Annotated in this window: 15 protein-coding genes; 8 read left to right on the top strand and 7 right to left on the bottom strand. The window is 66.0% G+C overall.

Going from position 1 to position 16,382, the window contains the following annotated elements:
* Positions 1-18: 18 nt before the first annotated feature.
* Positions 19-498, bottom strand: a complete 480-nt coding sequence (locus tag ACFPPA_RS10780; RefSeq protein ID WP_377319768.1) for a hypothetical protein — start codon at positions 496-498, stop codon at positions 19-21.
* A gap of 437 nt (positions 499-935) precedes the next feature.
* On the opposite strand from ACFPPA_RS10780, the gene ACFPPA_RS10775 reads away from it, so the two are divergent.
* Both ACFPPA_RS10775 and ACFPPA_RS10770 read left to right on the top strand, forming a co-directional pair.
* The gene (locus ACFPPA_RS10775; protein WP_377319767.1) at positions 936-1,631 is read left to right on the top strand and encodes a PEP-CTERM sorting domain-containing protein; all 696 of its coding nucleotides are present in this window, start codon (positions 936-938) and stop codon (positions 1,629-1,631) included.
* Positions 1,632-1,723: 92 nt separating this feature from the next.
* Complete coding sequence (locus ACFPPA_RS10770; RefSeq protein ID WP_377319766.1) at positions 1,724-1,924, top strand: hypothetical protein; 201 nt, start codon at positions 1,724-1,726, stop codon at positions 1,922-1,924.
* Positions 1,925-2,068: 144 nt separating this feature from the next.
* Here ACFPPA_RS10770 and ACFPPA_RS10765 read toward each other — a convergent pair whose 3' ends face one another.
* A complete protein-coding gene (locus tag ACFPPA_RS10765; protein WP_377319765.1) occupies positions 2,069-2,953 on the bottom strand; it encodes an EamA family transporter in 885 nt (294 codons plus the stop codon).
* A gap of 433 nt (positions 2,954-3,386) precedes the next feature.
* Between ACFPPA_RS10765 and ACFPPA_RS10760 the strand changes: the two genes are divergently transcribed.
* From ACFPPA_RS10760 to ACFPPA_RS10745, 4 genes are read left to right on the top strand one after another with little or no spacing between them, the layout of a single operon-like run.
* Positions 3,387-4,250 (top strand): metallophosphoesterase family protein, encoded by an 864-nt coding sequence (locus ACFPPA_RS10760; RefSeq protein ID WP_377319764.1) that lies wholly within the window; start codon positions 3,387-3,389, stop codon positions 4,248-4,250.
* Between the two features lie 34 nt (positions 4,251-4,284).
* A complete protein-coding gene (locus ACFPPA_RS10755) occupies positions 4,285-4,647 on the top strand; it encodes a cupredoxin domain-containing protein (RefSeq protein ID WP_377319763.1) in 363 nt (120 codons plus the stop codon).
* 31 nt (positions 4,648-4,678) lie between these two features.
* A complete protein-coding gene (locus ACFPPA_RS10750; protein WP_377319762.1) occupies positions 4,679-5,245 on the top strand; it encodes a sigma-70 family RNA polymerase sigma factor in 567 nt (188 codons plus the stop codon).
* Positions 5,242-6,006: an anti-sigma factor family protein gene (locus ACFPPA_RS10745; RefSeq protein ID WP_377319761.1), complete on the top strand. Its 765-nt coding sequence runs from the start codon at positions 5,242-5,244 to the stop codon at positions 6,004-6,006. The genes ACFPPA_RS10750 and ACFPPA_RS10745 overlap by 4 nt, the downstream gene beginning before the upstream one ends.
* Positions 6,007-6,120: 114 nt before the next feature.
* Here ACFPPA_RS10745 and ACFPPA_RS10740 read toward each other — a convergent pair whose 3' ends face one another.
* From ACFPPA_RS10740 to ACFPPA_RS10720, 5 genes are all read right to left on the bottom strand, one after another.
* Complete coding sequence (locus ACFPPA_RS10740; protein ID WP_377319760.1) at positions 6,121-7,893, bottom strand: ABC transporter transmembrane domain-containing protein; 1,773 nt, start codon at positions 7,891-7,893, stop codon at positions 6,121-6,123.
* Between the two features lie 112 nt (positions 7,894-8,005).
* Complete coding sequence (locus ACFPPA_RS10735; RefSeq protein WP_377319759.1) at positions 8,006-8,602, bottom strand: IMPACT family protein; 597 nt, start codon at positions 8,600-8,602, stop codon at positions 8,006-8,008.
* On the bottom strand, positions 8,599-9,543 hold the full coding sequence (locus tag ACFPPA_RS10730) for a hypothetical protein (protein ID WP_377319758.1): 945 nt from the start codon (positions 9,541-9,543) through the stop codon (positions 8,599-8,601). The genes ACFPPA_RS10735 and ACFPPA_RS10730 overlap by 4 nt, the downstream gene beginning before the upstream one ends.
* Positions 9,540-10,094, bottom strand: a complete 555-nt coding sequence (locus ACFPPA_RS10725; RefSeq protein WP_377319757.1) for an RNA polymerase sigma factor — start codon at positions 10,092-10,094, stop codon at positions 9,540-9,542. Before ACFPPA_RS10725 ends, ACFPPA_RS10730 begins: the two co-directional genes overlap by 4 nt.
* Positions 10,095-10,293: 199 nt before the next feature.
* A complete protein-coding gene (locus tag ACFPPA_RS10720; RefSeq protein WP_377319756.1) occupies positions 10,294-12,075 on the bottom strand; it encodes a vWA domain-containing protein in 1,782 nt (593 codons plus the stop codon).
* 116 nt (positions 12,076-12,191) lie between these two features.
* Between ACFPPA_RS10720 and ACFPPA_RS10715 the strand changes: the two genes are divergently transcribed.
* Together ACFPPA_RS10715 and ACFPPA_RS10710 are read left to right on the top strand one after the other, a co-directional pair.
* Positions 12,192-12,665 (top strand): YehS family protein, encoded by a 474-nt coding sequence (locus tag ACFPPA_RS10715; protein WP_377319755.1) that lies wholly within the window; start codon positions 12,192-12,194, stop codon positions 12,663-12,665.
* Between the two features lie 239 nt (positions 12,666-12,904).
* The gene (locus ACFPPA_RS10710) at positions 12,905-16,357 is read left to right on the top strand and encodes an EAL domain-containing protein (protein ID WP_377319754.1); all 3,453 of its coding nucleotides are present in this window, start codon (positions 12,905-12,907) and stop codon (positions 16,355-16,357) included.
* The last annotated feature ends 25 nt before the right edge of the window (positions 16,358-16,382 follow it).

The raw sequence follows: 16,382 nt of genomic DNA, 5'->3' as shown, positions 1-16,382 counted from the left end.
GGGGGCGCGCGTGCCGCGTCAGAGTTTCGCGAGGGCTTCCTTCGCCAGGGTCAGCTCCATCGCTTCCTTCTGCTCGAGCGGAATCGTCGCGTACACCGTGACCTTGAACGAGGCGCTGCCTTTCTTGACCAGCAGTCCGACCTGGTTCCCCGCAACGAAGTAGTACGCGTCGTCGCCGCCGGAGGCAGGCTTCACCCCCGCGCCCGCGACGGCCATCTCGGCGGCCATCCGCTTGCCGCCGTCGTACGCCGCGGCAGTCTGCAGGTAGAGCGTCACGAATTTCACGCTCGAGCTGCCGGATGCATTCCAGGTGCAGGTCCTCACGAAGGTCGGTGTGACGTGCGTTCCGGCGGTAACGGAACCGCCAATGGCCGAGCCGACCTGGGCCGCCGTCAACACCGTGCAGGCGTCGGTATCGGCGCGAGCGGCCGAAGGCATGACCGTGGCATACAACAGCAACGAGGCAATACACAGCGTGCCTGGGTAGCGGGTGCTCATATCCGGATCCTCCTCTGACGGGTGTGAGTCAACTCACGATCAGGTCGGCTTGGTCCGAGGCAGCAAGTCTGACGTTTGCCGACATGCCGGCGCGAGTATAGATCCGGGTGATGACAGGTGATCCAAACGCAATAGCGACGGATCGACCGGTCGTAAGTCGCGTGGTATCGCCGTGTTGCCGGTAGATGTCTTCGAAAGGGCGCGTTTTGCGATATCAGGAAAGTGTCGGGAAATTTTACACTCCTCACGGTTTTAGCCAAATTTCAACCAAATCGAAAATTAATTATTTAATAAAAACATAGTCTTGGTGAGTTGGCGCAATATTTGCTTTCTTTAAAGGGTACCGAGTTGAGTTACGGATCAAGACCAAAGACGCGGGGCAAAACACGGATGTCCGCCTCCACCCGCATGAAGCAAACGGCACAAGAGTAATCCTCATGAAAAGATTACTGGTTCTGAGTGGTTTGGCGCTGGCGGCCATCGTGTCGATGCCCGCGCTCGCCGTTCCTTCGATAAGCGCCACCATAGACCTCGACACGGTTTTTGCTGGCAACATTCCAGACGGTGCGGCCCCATGGCTGACAGCCACGTTCACGTCGGAGCAGGGTTCTCATTCGGGAACGCTGACATTGATTTCGAACACGTATGGCTCGGATTTTCTGCAGGGTTTGAACAGCAAGAAATCCACCATTGGTTGGACCTTCTATCTCAGCCAGACGATCACCGGAATCGATTGCACGTCGGGGACCTGTGCGGATAACGGTGCAGCTTGGAACGCGGGCGGTTTCAACTCCGGTCCTGTACCCGGCGTATTCAATCTTGCCTTCGGCTGGTCATCGGGCAACCGGTTCGAGAGCGGCGATTCGGTGGTCTATGACCTTACGTTCGCGAGTGCTTTGACCGGGGACCCGTTTGTACTCAACGAAAGCGACTGGCTATCGGCAGCGCACGTACAGGGGATTATCGGTGGCTGCAGTGGCTGGATCGTGTCGGGTACGGGAAGGGCACAAGGTGGCACGCCCTGTACTACCACGTTTACGGAGGTCGTGCCGGAACCGGCCGAGTTGGGCATGTTCGGACTCGGCCTGTTGCTGACGGGATTGTTCGTGGGTCTGCGCCGGCGCTACAGCTGAGTGATCTCTCCGGTTCAGCATGGCGATCCCCTCGCAAGGGGATCGCCTTTTCATGGCGCGCCCGACAGGCGTACCCGGTTTCCTGCACCTCGATGATCCATATCGCCATGCAGGAAGCGCTCAACGGCAGGATCGTCGACTGGCTGGTCGACTGGCTGGAGAAAGCCACCGACGGGGCATGCCTCGTTGCGCCGATCTCCCGAGCTTTGCCGAAAAGCAGGCTGTGGACGGTCTGCGTCAGTGAGTTGGCGCGTCGGTCGGTCGTGTTGTTCTCATCAGAAAATCGACTCTGACCCTGAGGTTTCCCTGATTCCCGCGGCTGGATCCAATGAGGGTCTCCTGCTGAGAACGCCTGGGTCAGAGGCGGGAACGAGGGAAGTCAATCCGAATTGACTTCCTTCATCCTCTTTCCAGGGGCATCGCTTTGATGGCTTCGCTCAGTTTGCCAGCGGTTCGGTCAGCGCGGGACGGTTCACGCTCAAGGCGGTACCGGCTGCTGCCACGATGATCGCCGCGATGGCCGTCCACTGCAGCGGGCTCAGCCGCTCACCCAGCAACGCCATGCCGGCCAGCGCCGCGATGGCCGGCTCCAGGCTCAACAGGGTGCCGAATGTGCGCGCAGGTAGCCGCGTCAGTGCGACCATTTCCAGCGAATACGGCAGCGCCGAGCTGAGCACGGCTACACCCACCGCATACGGCAGCAGTGCCGGCGACAGCAGCGCACTACCCGCATGCGCGACGCCGAACGGGATCGCCAGCAAGGCACCGATCGACGTGCCCAGCGTGACCGCATCCCCGCCGTACGCCATCCCCGCCTTCTTCCCCAGCACGATGTACAGCGCCCAGCCCACGCCGGCGGCCAGCGCATACATCACCCCGACCGGATCGAGCGCATGCACCTGCTCGCGCAGCGGCAGCAGCAGGCATAGCCCGGCCACCACCAGCGCAATCCAGACGAAGTCGACCGGCCGGCGTGAACCGCACAGCGCGAGCGCCAGCGGGCCGGTGAATTCCAGCGCCACCGCGATGCCCAGGGGAATCGTGCGCAACGACAGGTAGAACACCATGTTCATTGCCCCCATCGACAGGCCGTATCCCCACAGCGCGCGCCGGTCGCGTCCGCTGCCCGAGCGGCGCCACGGCCGGCGCCACAGCAGCAGGATCAGCGCGCTGATCCCCAGCCGATAGGCGGTTGCGCCCTGGGCGCCGACCTGCGGGAACAGGTGCACGGCCAGCGATGCGCCGCATTGATACGAGACCATGCTGATCAACAGCACGCCGACCGCGAGCGCGACCGGAGCAACGGTGGGACGTGATGACATGAGCGCAGTCGTGGCGGGGGTGGGGAAGCCAATGATGCCCGCAGCCCGGACGAAGTCCACTATGCGGTCCCTCTCTCTGCGACCACTGCTGACAGGGGATGACAGCAATGAACGGCGCGGCTCGCGGCGCGATGCATGGCGGCCTGTATTCCGCCGGGGGACCGGCGATCGGGCCCGCGCCTGGCCGGCTTGCCAGGTCCTCTTTCGACTCGCAGCGGTCGGTCGCAGCGGGTTGGATCCGCCGCCCGATCCGGCGGAGGTCCGGACACGTTGTCGGGAATAAAAGCCTGCCCCGGGTGATTAAGTACCTGAGTCCATCATCAGGAAGGCAGTCATGAGCGAGTTCAATCCCGACGATCCCGGGCACGATGGGAGTCGCCGAAAGGCGCTGGGCTGTCTGGCCGCCTGGACGGGAGCCGCGATTCTGTGGAACGTGGCGGGCGGCGTCCCCCGTGCCTTGGGGATGACATCCAACGGCACCCTCCAGTCCGCGCCTGCCCATTCCCTGACCTTTGTCCAGATCAGCGATACGCACCTGGGCTTCAACAAGCAAGCCAACCCCGACGTCATCGGCAGCTTGCGACGCGCGATAGCGGACATCAATGCCCTGCCGCAACGCCCCGCCTTCGTCGTGCATACCGGTGACATCAGTCATCTGTCGCGTGCGCAGCAATTTGGCCAGGCGCGCGAGATATTCAAGGAAATCAACGTTGACCGCACGCACACCGTTCCCGGAGAACATGATGCGATCGATGACGGAGTGAATGGCTATCTGAAATTCTTCGATACGGACGGACACGGTCGCGCCTGGTACAGCTACAACCAGGGCGGCGTGCACTTCATCGGCCTGAACAACGTCCAGAATTTCAAGATGGGCACGATGGCCGCGCTGGGTGACGAGCAGCTGGCGTGGCTGAAGGCCGATCTCGCCAACGTTTCGCATTCCACCCCGATCGTGGTCTTTGCGCACATTCCGATGTGGACCATCTGGGCCCCCTGGGGCTGGGGCACATCCGATGCCGGTACGGCGCTCGCCCTGCTGCGTCCATTCGGTTCGGTGACCGTGCTCAACGGCCACATTCACCAGGTGATGCAGAAAGTGGAAGGCCATGTCGCGCTGCATACCGCGGCGTCGCTGGCCTATCCGCTACCCACCCCGGGGCAGGCCGGATTTGGCGAGCCGAGTCCGCTGATCGTACCCCCCGGGGAGCTGGGCAAACTGCTGGGCACGCGTCAGGTCTCGGTCATTCGTGGGCAACAACGTCTCGCGCTCATCGACACCCCGATCGACCACTGACCGCATCCGGCTTCACCCATTCAACGAGACAGACATGACCAAGAACAGCATCCTGGCGAACGCAAAGCGATACGGCATCTGGTGGGTGACTGCCTGGTTGCTGTCATTCACCATCGTGTGTCCGACCGAGGCGTCGACGCCCCCGCAGGTGGTCGAGATCATCCGGATGGCTTTCAGTCCCGGCGACATGACGGTGAGGCTGGGCACCAGGGTGACATGGATCAACCGCGACCAGATTCCTCATACTGTGACGAGCAGAGACAAGGGCGGCGTACTCTCGTCCCAGGGCCTCGATACCGGGGACAGCTATTCCTACACATTTACCCGTCCGGGGGACTACGCCTACTTCTGTGCCGTTCATCCCTTCATGAAGGGGGTGGTACATGTCCGCAAGTAGTCATCTGGTGCCGCGCGAAAGACCGTGATCCATGGCCACCTCGAACCAACAAAGCGTCATTGGCGACCTGGCGGTGAGTCATCTTGACGCCGCCTACAATCTTGCGCGCTGGCTTCTCGGCAATGAATCCGATGCCACCGACGCCGTGCAAGATGCTTTTGTGCGCGCGTTGCGCTTCGCGGACACGTTTGTGGACGGCAACGCCAAGGCTTGGTGGCTCACCATCGTCCGCAATTGTTGCCTCGCTCGCCTCAAAGTTCGACGCCGCGACATCCGCCTTGTGGACATCGATCGAATGACAGCGGATCACGGAGACGGTGCCGAACTACGCCGGTTGCAGCAAACCGACAGCGACGATGTCGAGAGTCGGGCATCTTTCGCGCAGGAGAGCCTGAATCTCCGGAAGCATTTGCGGAGGCTGCCGAGCGAATTTCGTGAAGTCCTGATATTGCGGGAAATCGAAGAGCTTTCCTATCGTGAGATTTCCGACACGCTGCATATACCCATTGGCACGGTCATGTCCCGACTGGCAAGGGGGCGCGAGAAGCTCGTGAAGGCCATCACCCTGAGCCAGGGACGTAACGGAGGTCGAGCATGAGCTGCGAGATGACCCATGGTCTTCTTCCGCTGTACTTCGACGGGGAATTGGACCCGGACACGAGTCGTGAATTCGAACTGCACCTCGATACTTGTCGGGAATGCCAGGAAGCCATGTCCCGACTGGATGCAGTGAGAGCGCAGTTGCGTGACGGCGCGATTCGGCTCAAGGCACCCGATGCGCTGCGCGAGAAAATACGCGACGGCCTGGTGTCTGCTTCCCGGCCGGTGCGCCGGGGAGCGGCCATGCGTACGTGGCTGGCGGTGGCCGCATCGTGGCTGATCGTCTTTCTCATCGGCGGGGGAATGAGTAGCCTGTGGTATCGGCACGAGGGGAAAATGCAGGCACAGGACCAGTTCGCCCGGGATCTGTTCGCCAGCCATTGGCGCGCCCTGGCGGCCACTTCGCCGGTGGATGTCATCTCCACGGACAGCCACACGGTCAAACCCTGGTTCGAGGGAAAGATCTCGGAGTCGCCCACCGTCAACGACTATGCGTCACAAGGCTTTCCCCTGGTCGGCGGGCGCATCGACTACGTCGGCGATACACGGATACCGACCCTGGTCTATCGACACGGCAAGCATCTCATCGATGTCTTTGTTTTTCCGCAACCGTTGCCGGTGGGCATGCGAAGCGAGATGCGGATGCGAGGCTATGAGATCCGGACCGCAAGACTCGATGGCGAGTACGCCGCGGTAGTAACGGATATGGACGACGCGGAATTCGGGAAATTCATGCAATTGCTTGCAAGCAAGCCCTAGCCATCGCGATCAGTCCCGCCGGACCGGGTTCGTCGATGCGCTGACGATGAGCGGCTGGACTCGCCCGGCTTCCTGCCGCGCGAGTGACCGGCAACTGACGCCTCGCACCAGCCCTCACGCCACGAACTGCAACCGTGCCAGCTCCGCGTACAGGCCACCTTCGGCCAGCAGGCTTTCGTGCGTGCCTTGCGCCACGATGCGACCGCCGTCCAGCACGACGATGCGGTCGGCGCGTTGCACGGTGGCGAGGCGGTGGGCGATGACGAGGGTGGTGCGGCCTTTTTCGAGGCGTTCCAGCGCCTGCTGGATCGCCGCTTCGGATTGCGCGTCGAGCGCCGAGGTGGCTTCGTCGAGCAGCAGCAGCGGGGCGTCGCGCAGGATCGCGCGAGCGATCGCGATGCGCTGGCGCTGGCCGCCGGAGAGGCGCACGCCACGCTCGCCCATCTCGGCGTCGTAGCCGTTGTCCAGCGCGCTGATGAAGTCGTGGGCTTCGGCGGCACGGGCTGCTTCGCGCACTTCCTCGTCGCTGGCGCCTTCGCGGCCGAAGCGGATGTTGTCGGCGGCGCTGCCGCTGAAGATCACCGTCTCCTGCGGCACCAGCGCGATCGCGCCGCGCAGGTCGGCCAGGGTCACCGCGCGCAGGTCGATGCCGTCGAGGCTGATGCTGCCGCTTTGCGGATCGTAGAAGCGCAGCAGCAGCGAGAACACCGTGCTCTTGCCCGCACCCGAGGGGCCGACCAGGGCCACGGTTTCGCCCGGGCGCACTTCCAGCGTGAAGTCGTGCAGCGCGGCGGTGTTGGGTCGGGTCGGATAGTGGAAGCTGACCCCGTCGAAGCGCAGCGCGCCGCTGACCGGCCGGGGCAGGGCCAGCGGCCGGGCCGGGTCGACGATCTCGGCGCGCTCGTCCAGCAGTTCGCCCAGGCGCTCCATCGCGCCGGCCGCGCGCAACACGTCGCCCCACACTTCGGACAGGCCGGCCACCGAGCCGGCGGCGAACACCGCGTACAGCACGAACTGGCCCAGCACGCCGGCGTCCAGCGTGCCGGCCAGCACGTGGCGGGCGCCGGCCCACAGCACCAGGGTGATCGCGCCGAACACCAGCACGATCACCGCCATGGTCAGCAGCGCGCGCATGCCGATGCGCCGGCGCGCGGTGGCCAGGGCGCGCAGGATCGCGCTGCCGTAGCGGGTGCTCTCGATGTCCTCGCGCGCATACGCCTTCACCGCGGTGGAGGCGTTGAGCGTCTCGTTGGCGATTGCCGCGGCGTCGGCCAGGCGGTCCTGGCTGGCACGCGAGAGTTTCTGCACGCGCCGGCCGAATACCAGGATCGGCAACATCACCGCGGGAATCACCAGTGCGGTGAGGGCGGCCAGCGACGGTGCGGTCCACACCATCGCCACCGCCGCGCCGATCAGCATCACGGCGCTGCGCAGCGCGACCGACACGCCCGAGCCGATCAGCGCCTGCACCACTTCGGTATCGGCGCTCAGGCGCGACAGCAGTTCGCCGACGCGGCTGCGTTCGAAGAAGCCCACGTCGAGCCGGATCACCTGCGCGTAAAGCGTCTGTCGCAGCGAGGCGAGCGCGCGCTCGCTGAGCAGGGTGATGCAGAAGTAGCGTGCCGCCGTAGCCACCGCCAGCACCAGGGCCACGCCGAACAGCGCGATGAACGTGCTGTTGATCACCGTCTGGCTGGAATGCCCGAAGCCCTGGTCGATGATGTGGCGGAACGCCAGCGGCAGCACCAGCGACGCGCCCGAGGACAGGCCCAGGAACACCAGCCAGCCGATGGCCAGTGCACGATGCGGTTTCAGGAAGGGCCACAGTCCGCGCAGGGCGCCGATGCGACGGGAAGGGCGGGGCGTGTCGGTGCTGGCAGCGCTCATGGGCTCTCGCAGGCGGATCGGGAAGGGCGCGGGTCCGCGCGGGCGCGGGCAATCCCATGCAAGGTGGGGCGTGCGCCGGCCGATTCAATCCTTGCCGTTGCCGAGTGTGGCTTCAGTCGAGGCGTCGGGCCACGCTGCGGCCGCGGCTGATGTCGGCGATCAGCGCGTGGACCTCGTCGACCCGGTGGTCCGGCAGGCGCAGCTGCAGCTCGACGCCGTCGGCAGCGAAGTCCTCCTGCTCGACCTCGGCCTGCAACTCTTTCAGCCGTGCCTTGAGCAACGCCAGCTCGGCGAATTCGCAGTGCAGGCCAAGCCGTGCCATCGCCACGATCGGGACGCGGTCCGCCTGGCGCAGGCATTCCGCCGCGGTGCCGCCGTAGGCGCGCACCAGTCCGCCGGCACCGAGCTTGATGCCGCCGTACCAGCGCGTCACCACGACCACCACGCCATCCATCTGCTGCCCTTCGATCGCCTGCAGGATCGGCCGTCCGGCGGTGCCGCCGGGTTCGCCGTCGTCGTTGAAGCGGTAGTCCTGGCCGATGCAGTAGGCCCAGCAATTGTGCGTGGCGGCGGGGTCGCTCACCTCGCGCAGGAACGCCAGCGCCTGTTCGCCGGAGCTCACCGGCGCGGCCTGGGCGAGGAAGCGGCTCTTCTTTATTTCTTCCTGATGGCGGCAGCGCTGGACCAGCGTGAACAGCGTCCCGCTCATGGCTGGCGCAGTTGCGCTTGCAGCTCCGGCGGCAGCGTCCAGCGCGGATGGGCCTGCCGGAACGCGCGCAGTCGCTGGCGCGCCTCGTCGTCGTGGCCTTGCGCGAACAGCTGCCGGATCTTGTCCAGCTCCTGCGCCGGCGTGTCGCCGGGGCGGGCCGCGGTGACGACACCGGTATCCGCTTCGGCCGCGGGTGGCGCCGGTGCCGCCTGCATCGTCATCGGCGCGGCGGCCCCGGCGCTGGCCCGGTCCGCGGTGGCCATGGCATCGCGCGGCGCCCGCGACGCGACCTGCGCGGGCGGCGGCGGCGCGGGGGCCTCGGCGACGACCGGCGGAGCCACGACCTTCATTGCGTTGCCGGCCACGGGTTTGTTCTCGCCGCCCCGCGATTTCGCCATCGGTGCGGCAGCGGGGGCATAGGCCATACGCTCGGCCGGCGGCGGCGTGCGCTGGCGCATCGGCGCTGGTGGCGGCATCGGTTCGTTGCGAGTCGCCGAGGGCGCGGGGGGCATCGCGGTCGTCGGGGCGCCCGCGGTCTGCTCGACCGGCGCGGGGCTCGACGGCGGCACCTGACGCATGCGCCAGGCCAGTCCGGCCACCAGCACCAGGCTGGCCGCACTGCCCAGGCCGATCAGCCAGCGCGGTGCGCCCCGGCGTCCGGCAGCTGCGGGTTCGCGCGGCCGGATCGGGGTGACCGTGGCGACGGCTTCCGCTTTCGGATGTACCCAGTCGCCGCGTTCGCGCGGCGCCTTGCGACGCTCGAGCGCGGCTGCGGCGTCCTGTGCGGCCAGTGCCTGCGCCGCGGCGCGCAGCACGGCGGCATCCAGCGCGGGACCGGGTTCGTGCTGCGGCAGCTGCCGATACAGCGCGGCCAGTTCGGCTTCGCCGGGCAGCTTCCCGTCCGGGGTCGGCGGATCCGTCGGTGGCATTGGGGTGGTCATTCGGACAGCACTTCGCGTAGTCGGTTCATGGCATAGCGCAGGCGCGACTTCACCGTCTCGCGGCCGGCGCCGGTGATCGCGGCAATCTCCTCCAGGCTGAGTTCCTGTTCCAGCCGCAGCAGCACCGCGGTGCGCTGCTTGTGCGGCAGTTGTTCGATCGCCCGCTGCAGGCTGCGCCGGCGCTCGAATTCGGACAGCGCATGATCGGGCTGCTCGCGTTCCGGGGTGGCGACGTTCGCCAGCGCGACCTCGGCTTCCTCGCCACCGGTCATCGGGCGCTGGCGGCGGACGTTGTCGATCATCAGGTTGTGCGCGATCTGCAGCAGCCAGGTGCTGAACTTCGCCTGTGGCTGGTAGCGTGCCCGCGCGCTGATCACCCGGCTCCAGGTTTCCTGGAACAGCTCGTCGGTGCGATGCGGGTCGCGCACGCTGCGCAGCAGGAAGCGGTACAGCATGCCGCGGTGCCGCGCGTACAGCGTCTCGAACGCAGCCAGGTCGCCCCGCGCATAGGCCAGCATCAGCATCGCATCGGGATCGACCGCAGCATCCATGGGGAGCGAGGGTAAGCGAAATCGAGCATGGCCGGGTAGGACTCCATGTGGCGGAGGGATGGCGGCGGCGATCGCCGCATCCGTCCGCTCGCATGGGCTGCCCGGGTCCGACCCGGTCGGACGGCAGCGGCGGGGGAAGACGGCAGCGGGGATGCTGGCTGCCGTCATCGCTGCTGCCCGTCCGGCCGGGCCGGAAAACTCAACGCGCGGCGGTGTCTTCAGTGCCATGAGTCGGTGTGGCCAGCCCTCCGGCCAGTTTCACCAGCTGCACGAAGCCGGCGCGGTAGCCGTCGGCATCGTCGCCGCGTGCGCCCTGGGCGAGCTGGGCGATCTGCGGGTAACCGAAACCCTCCAGGTACTTGCCGCCGCGCAGGGCGTCGGCGAACGCGGCCACCGCGGCGGCGTAGCGCAGGCGCTCGCCGGGTCGCGCCTCGGCCTGCGCCGCGATCGGCCGTTCGATCAGCTTGCTGGCGGAGTGTCCCGGCAACTTGTAGCGCAGACGCAGGAAGGCCAGTTCGCGACCGCCTTGGGAAGGCGCGGCATGTGCACCGTAGCGCAGCGGATCGATGCGCGCGCCGGCGGATCCCTTCGGAGTGATCTCGTAGATCGCGGTGACGTTGGCGCCGGCACCGATCTCGCCGGCATCGACCTTGTCGTTGTTGAAATCCTCGCGCTTCAGCATGCGCTTCTCATAGCCGATCAGGCGGTATTCCTGCACCTGGGCCGGGTTGAACTCGATCTGGATCTTCACGTCCTTCGCGATCGTCAGCAGGGTGGCGGACATCTCGTCGACCAGCACGCGGCGCCCCTCCTGCAGGCTGTCGATGTAGTGGTGGCTGCCGTTGCCGACATCGGCCAGCATCACCGCCATCGCATCGTTGTAGTTGCCTTCGCCGAAGCCCAGCGTGGTCAGCGCCACGCCGCTCTTGCGGTGATCCTCGACCAGCGTCTTCAGCGCTTCCTGGTTCACCGTGCCGACGTTGAAGTCGCCGTCGGTGGCCAGGATCACCCGGTTCACGCCACCCTTGATGAAGCCCTGTTCGGCCTGCGCGTAGGCCAGCTCGATGCCCGCGCCGCCGTTGGTGGAACCGCCCGCGCCGAGGCCGTCGATCGCCGCGTCGATGGCGGCCTGCCGGTCGCCGGCGGTGGACGGCAGGGCGACCCCGGCATCACCCGCGTAGGTGACGATCGCCACGTGATCCTGCGGGCGCAACTCGCGCACAAGCTGTTTCAGCGAGGCCTGCAGCAACGGCAGCTTGTCCGGTTCGTTCATCGAGCCGGAGGTGTCGATCAGGAACACCAGGTTCGAGGCGGGAATCTCCGCCTTCGGCACGCGATAGCCCTGGATGCCGACCAGCAGCAGCTGGCGCTGTGCATTCCATGGCGCCGGGGCCAGCTCGGTGGTGACGCTGAACGGCTGCGTGCGGTCGGCCGGCGGGGTGTAGCCGTAGTCGAAATAGTTGATGAACTCCTCCGCGCGCACCGCATCGGCCGGTGGCAGCTGGCCTTCGTTCAACATGCGCCGCACGTTGGTGTACGAGCCGGTGTCCACGTCGATGCTGAAGGTGGATACCGGCTGCTCGCTGACCAGCTGCACCGGGTTGCTGTCGCGGTGGATGTAGTGCTCGCGGTCGATCTCGCCCGGCATCGGCTGGAATGCCCGCAGCATCGGCGGCGCGGCTAGCGGGGCGCGCGACGGCATGCCCTGGCTCATCGCCAGGCGCTGCATCACGGCCGGTGGTGGCGGTGGCGGCAGTCCGGCCGGCATCGCCGCGACCTCGTTCACGGCCTTGTCGGCGACGGCACCGGGCCGGGGCACCCCGGTCTGGCGCGATACGACGGTGGCCACCGGCGGCGCTTTGCCAGTCGCTTTCGCGCGCTGTGCCGGCGCGGCGTCGGAGGAGGGTTTCGAGGTGCTGCAGCCCGTCAGGATCACCAGCAGGGCAAGCAGCAGGGTGCGCAACAGCGCGATGAGGTTCATGGGGCGGTTCTCCTGCGGGTAGTGCAAGGTGAAACGCCGGCATCACGTCGATGGGGTTAATCGGGAAGGGCGCGGCGCGGTAGCATGGCGTCCTCGGCAAGACTCATCGGAACGACATGATCAACAACGACGTACTGCGCGCGATCCGCTACATGCTCGATCTCAGCGACGGCAAGGTGGTGGAGCTGATCCATCTGGCCGACGCGGCCTATCCGATCGAAAAGGAGGACGTGCAGGCGTTCCTGAAGAAGGACGAGGAGCCCGGCTACGCCGAGTGCAGCAACAAGGTGCTGGCGCTGTTCCTCGACGGCCTGGTGTTCTACCGGCGCGGCAAGGACGAAAGCCGCCCGCCGCGCCCGCCGGAGAAGCGCGTCACCAACAACGTGGTGCTGAAGAAGCTGCGCGTGGCGTTCGAGCTGAAGGACGTCGACATGCACGAGATCCTGGAGGCGGCCAACTTCCCTGCCACCAAGCCCGAACTCAGCGCGCTGTTCCGCCAGCCCGACCACAAGAATTTCCGTCTGTGCGGCGACCAGCTGCTGCGGAATTTCCTGAAGGGCCTGACGATGCGGGTGCGCGGGAACGGCTGAGCGCGGAGCGGGCGGGCACGCCGCGCCGCCCCCTACGGGGCCGGCAGTCGATACCCGCCACCCGAGACCGGCAGGCGGGCATTCGAGCTTGCAGCGGCGCGAGGACGCCTCGTCACGCGATCTTCAAGTCGGTCTCGCCATCGTGCCACGCACGATGGCGAGACCATCGGCGTGCCATCGGTTCAGGTTGGGCGTAGAGTGGTTTCGGTAGGGAAGCCCCATGCACAGAGCAACGAGACTTGGACAAGCACTCGCCCGTTCATCCGCAACCCCATCTCGGCGAATCGCACTTCCGGCAGCTGTGGGAGGCCGCCGCCGATGCCGTGATCGTCATCGATGGGCAGAGCAGGATCCGCTACGCCAATCCGTCATTTCTTGAAGTCTTCGGTTATCCGCTGGACCAGGCCCTCGGGCAGCCGCTGGCCATGCTGCAGCCGGAGCGCTTCGGCGAGGGGCACCCGGGCGTACTGGACCCTCAGCCGTCCCGTGGCGACGAACGCCACGATTGGCGGGTCGTGCAGACCATCGGACTGCATCGGGACGGCCGCGAGTTTCCACTGGAGATTTCCGGCGGCGAGATCGAGATCGACGGCAGCCGGATGTTCGCGGCCTTCCTTCGCGACATCAGCGATCGCGTCCGTGCCGAAAGGGTGCAGACGGCGCTGCATCGGATATCGGAGGCCGCCCATTCGGCGATCGACCTGCAGGGGTTGTTCCAGGCCATCCACGGCATCATCAGCGAGCTGCTGCCCGCCCGGAATTTTTATGTGGCGCTGTACGACAGCGTCTCCGATGTCCTGAGTTTTCCGTATTGGATCGATGAGTCGAATCCGCGGCCGGAGCCGCGCAGGCTGAAGGATTTTCGCGGGCTCACCGGCCTGGTGCTGCAGTCGGGCGAGCCCCTGATGCTGTCGCCGGAAACGATCGGTGCGATGGCGGCGTACCCCGATGTGGCGATCATCGGCGGCGAAGACATCAACTGGCTGGGCATTCCACTCAGGACCAGCCACGGCAACATCGGCGTGCTGACCGTGCAGAGCTACTCGGGGAGCGGGCGCTATACCGAGAAGGACAAGGAATTGTTGCGGTTCGTCTCCGACCAGATCGCCTCGGCGATCGAGCTGAAGCAGGTTCAGCAAGACGTTCGGGAAAGCGAGGAGCAATTCAAGAGCGCGTTCGAGCATTCCGCCATCGGCATGGCCCTGATCGGCCTGGACCGGGGCCATTACCTCAAGGTCAACGCCAGTCACTGCGCGATCGTCGGGTACACGGAAGCCGAGCTGTTGCAGATGACGTTCCAGGACATCACCCATCCCGACGACATCGAGCCCGACCTCAGCCAGTTGCGCCGGCTGGTCGCCGGCGACATCACCAGTTACAAGATGGAGAAGCGCTACTTCCACAAGAACGGCAGCATCGTGCAGGTCCGTCTCGTGGTGTCCCTGGTCAGGGACAACCTTGGCCGGCCGAAGCACCACATCGCGCAAATCGAGGACATCACCGAGCACAAGCGCGCCGAGCGGTGGCAGCGGCACTACATCGATACGCTCGGCCTGATCACGGCGGAGGCGGCGATCGAGGTCATCCTGTCGTCGCTGGCTGCGTTCGCCGAGCAGCAAGCCGATGGCCTGCTGTGTTCGATCCTGATCTTGTCTGCCGACGGCAAGCGCCTGCGGCTCGCTGCGGCGCCCAGCCTGCCGGCCTGGTTCAACGAGGCCATCGACGGTGCCGCCATCGGCCCGGGCGAGGGCTCCTGCGGGGTGGCAGCATTCACCGGGCGCATGGTGGTCACCGAAGACGTGATGACCAGTCCGGACTGGCTGCCGTGGCGCGAGCTGGCGGCAAGGGCCGGCATCCGGGCGTGCTGGTCGCATCCGATCCTTTCGGCGGACAACAAGGTATTGGGGACATTCGCGATCTACCGGCGCGAGCCCCTGGCGCCGACCCCGGAGGAGATCCAGCTGATCCGGCAGTCGGCAGGGCTGGCAGCGATCGCGATCGAACGCGCCCGCCACCACGAAGACCAGCGCCTGGCCAAGGTGGTGTTCGAGCAGGGCATCGAAGGCATCATGGTCACCGACCTCGACAATCGCGTGCTCATGGTCAACGAGAGCTTCGAAACCCTGACCGGTTTTTCGGCAGAGGAAATCGTCGGTCGCGAGCCGGACTTCCTCTATCCGGATCGTACCGGCCCGGGACATCCCGGGGGGAGGCAGGGCAGCGTGGTCGGCGACGGCCGCTGGCGCGGCGAAGTGCTGGGGATGAAGAAATCCGGCGAGTCGTATCCGATGGCCATGTCGGTGGCGACGGTGCATGACGCACTGGGCGTTCCCAGTCACTTCGTGATGACCATCGCCGACGTCAGCGGCCAGAAAGTCCAGGCGGCGCGGATCGAGCAACTGGCGTTCTACGATGTGCTCACCGGACTGCCGAATCGCGCGCTGTTCATCGATCGGCTCGAGCAGACGCTGGTGGCCTCGAAACGCCATGAAAGCCACGGCGCGATCCTGTTCCTCGACCTGGACCGCTTCAAGGAGATCAACGACAGCCAGGGGCACGCCGTGGGCGACATGGCACTGGCCGAAGTCGCGCGGCGTTTGCGCAGCGTATCCCGACAGGAAGGAACCCTCGCGCGGATGGGCGGCGACGAATTCGTCCTGATCGCCGAGAACATCGATGCCGAGGCGGCCGTTCTCATCGCGGCGCAGTTTTGCCAGGCGCTGGTCGAGCCGCTGGATCTGCACGGGCATGCCTATGTGGTCGGCGCCAGCATCGGCATCGCGCTCTATCCCGCCGATGGCGAGACCTCGGAGGATCTGATCAAGCACGCGGACATCGCCATGTACCAGGCCAAGTCCGCCGGCGGTGGCTATCGCCTGTATCAGGCGGCGATGGGTACCGATCTGGCGAAGCGATTGACGCTTGCCAAGCGATTGCGGCAGGCACTGGACGGCGGCAAGCTGCAGCTTTACTACCAGCCGCAGTTCGACCTGGGCCGCGGCTGCGTGATCGGGGCGGAAGCTCTGTTGCGCTGGAACGATCCCGAGCTCGGCTGGGTCAGCCCGGCCGAGTTCATTCCCGTCGCCGAAGAGCGCGGCATGATGAACGAGCTCGGCGACTGGGTGTTGCGCGAAGCCTGTCGTCAGTTGAACGCCTGGGAGGCCGCTGGCATGCGCTTCGAGGGCAGGCTCGCGATCAACGTTTCGGCCATCCAGATGGAAGATCCGGGTGTCGTCGATCGCCTGCTCGGGATCGTGCAGCAGGCGCGGCTCAGTCCCGCTCGATTCGACCTGGAGCTGACCGAAAGCAGCATGATGCGCGACCCGGAGCGCGCCGTGCAGGTGCTGGAGTCGCTCGGCGCCGCCGGCTTCGGCCTGTCCATCGACGATTTCGGCACCGGCTACTCATCGTTGTCCTACCTGAAACGATTCGCCGCGGACCAGATCAAGATAGATATCTCGTTCGTGCAGAACATGCTCGTCGACGTCAATGACCATACGATCGTCACCACCATCATCGTCATGGCGCGCAGCCTCGGCCTGAAGACGACGGCCGAAGGCGTCGAGCACGAAGACCAGGCCGCGGCGCTGCGTGCGCTGGGGTGCGACAACGCCCAGGGCTATCACTTCGGCCGACCGGTGGCGGCGCAGGTGTTCGGGGAACATTGGCTCACGCCATCGCCCACGGCTTGAACGGCGCGCGCCGGAATGCCCGGGG

The organism is Rhodanobacter ginsengisoli (assembly GCF_042657065.1).
GTDB lineage: Bacteria > Pseudomonadota > Gammaproteobacteria > Xanthomonadales > Rhodanobacteraceae > Rhodanobacter > Rhodanobacter ginsengisoli.
This window is presented reverse-complemented; position numbering and strand designations above follow the sequence as displayed.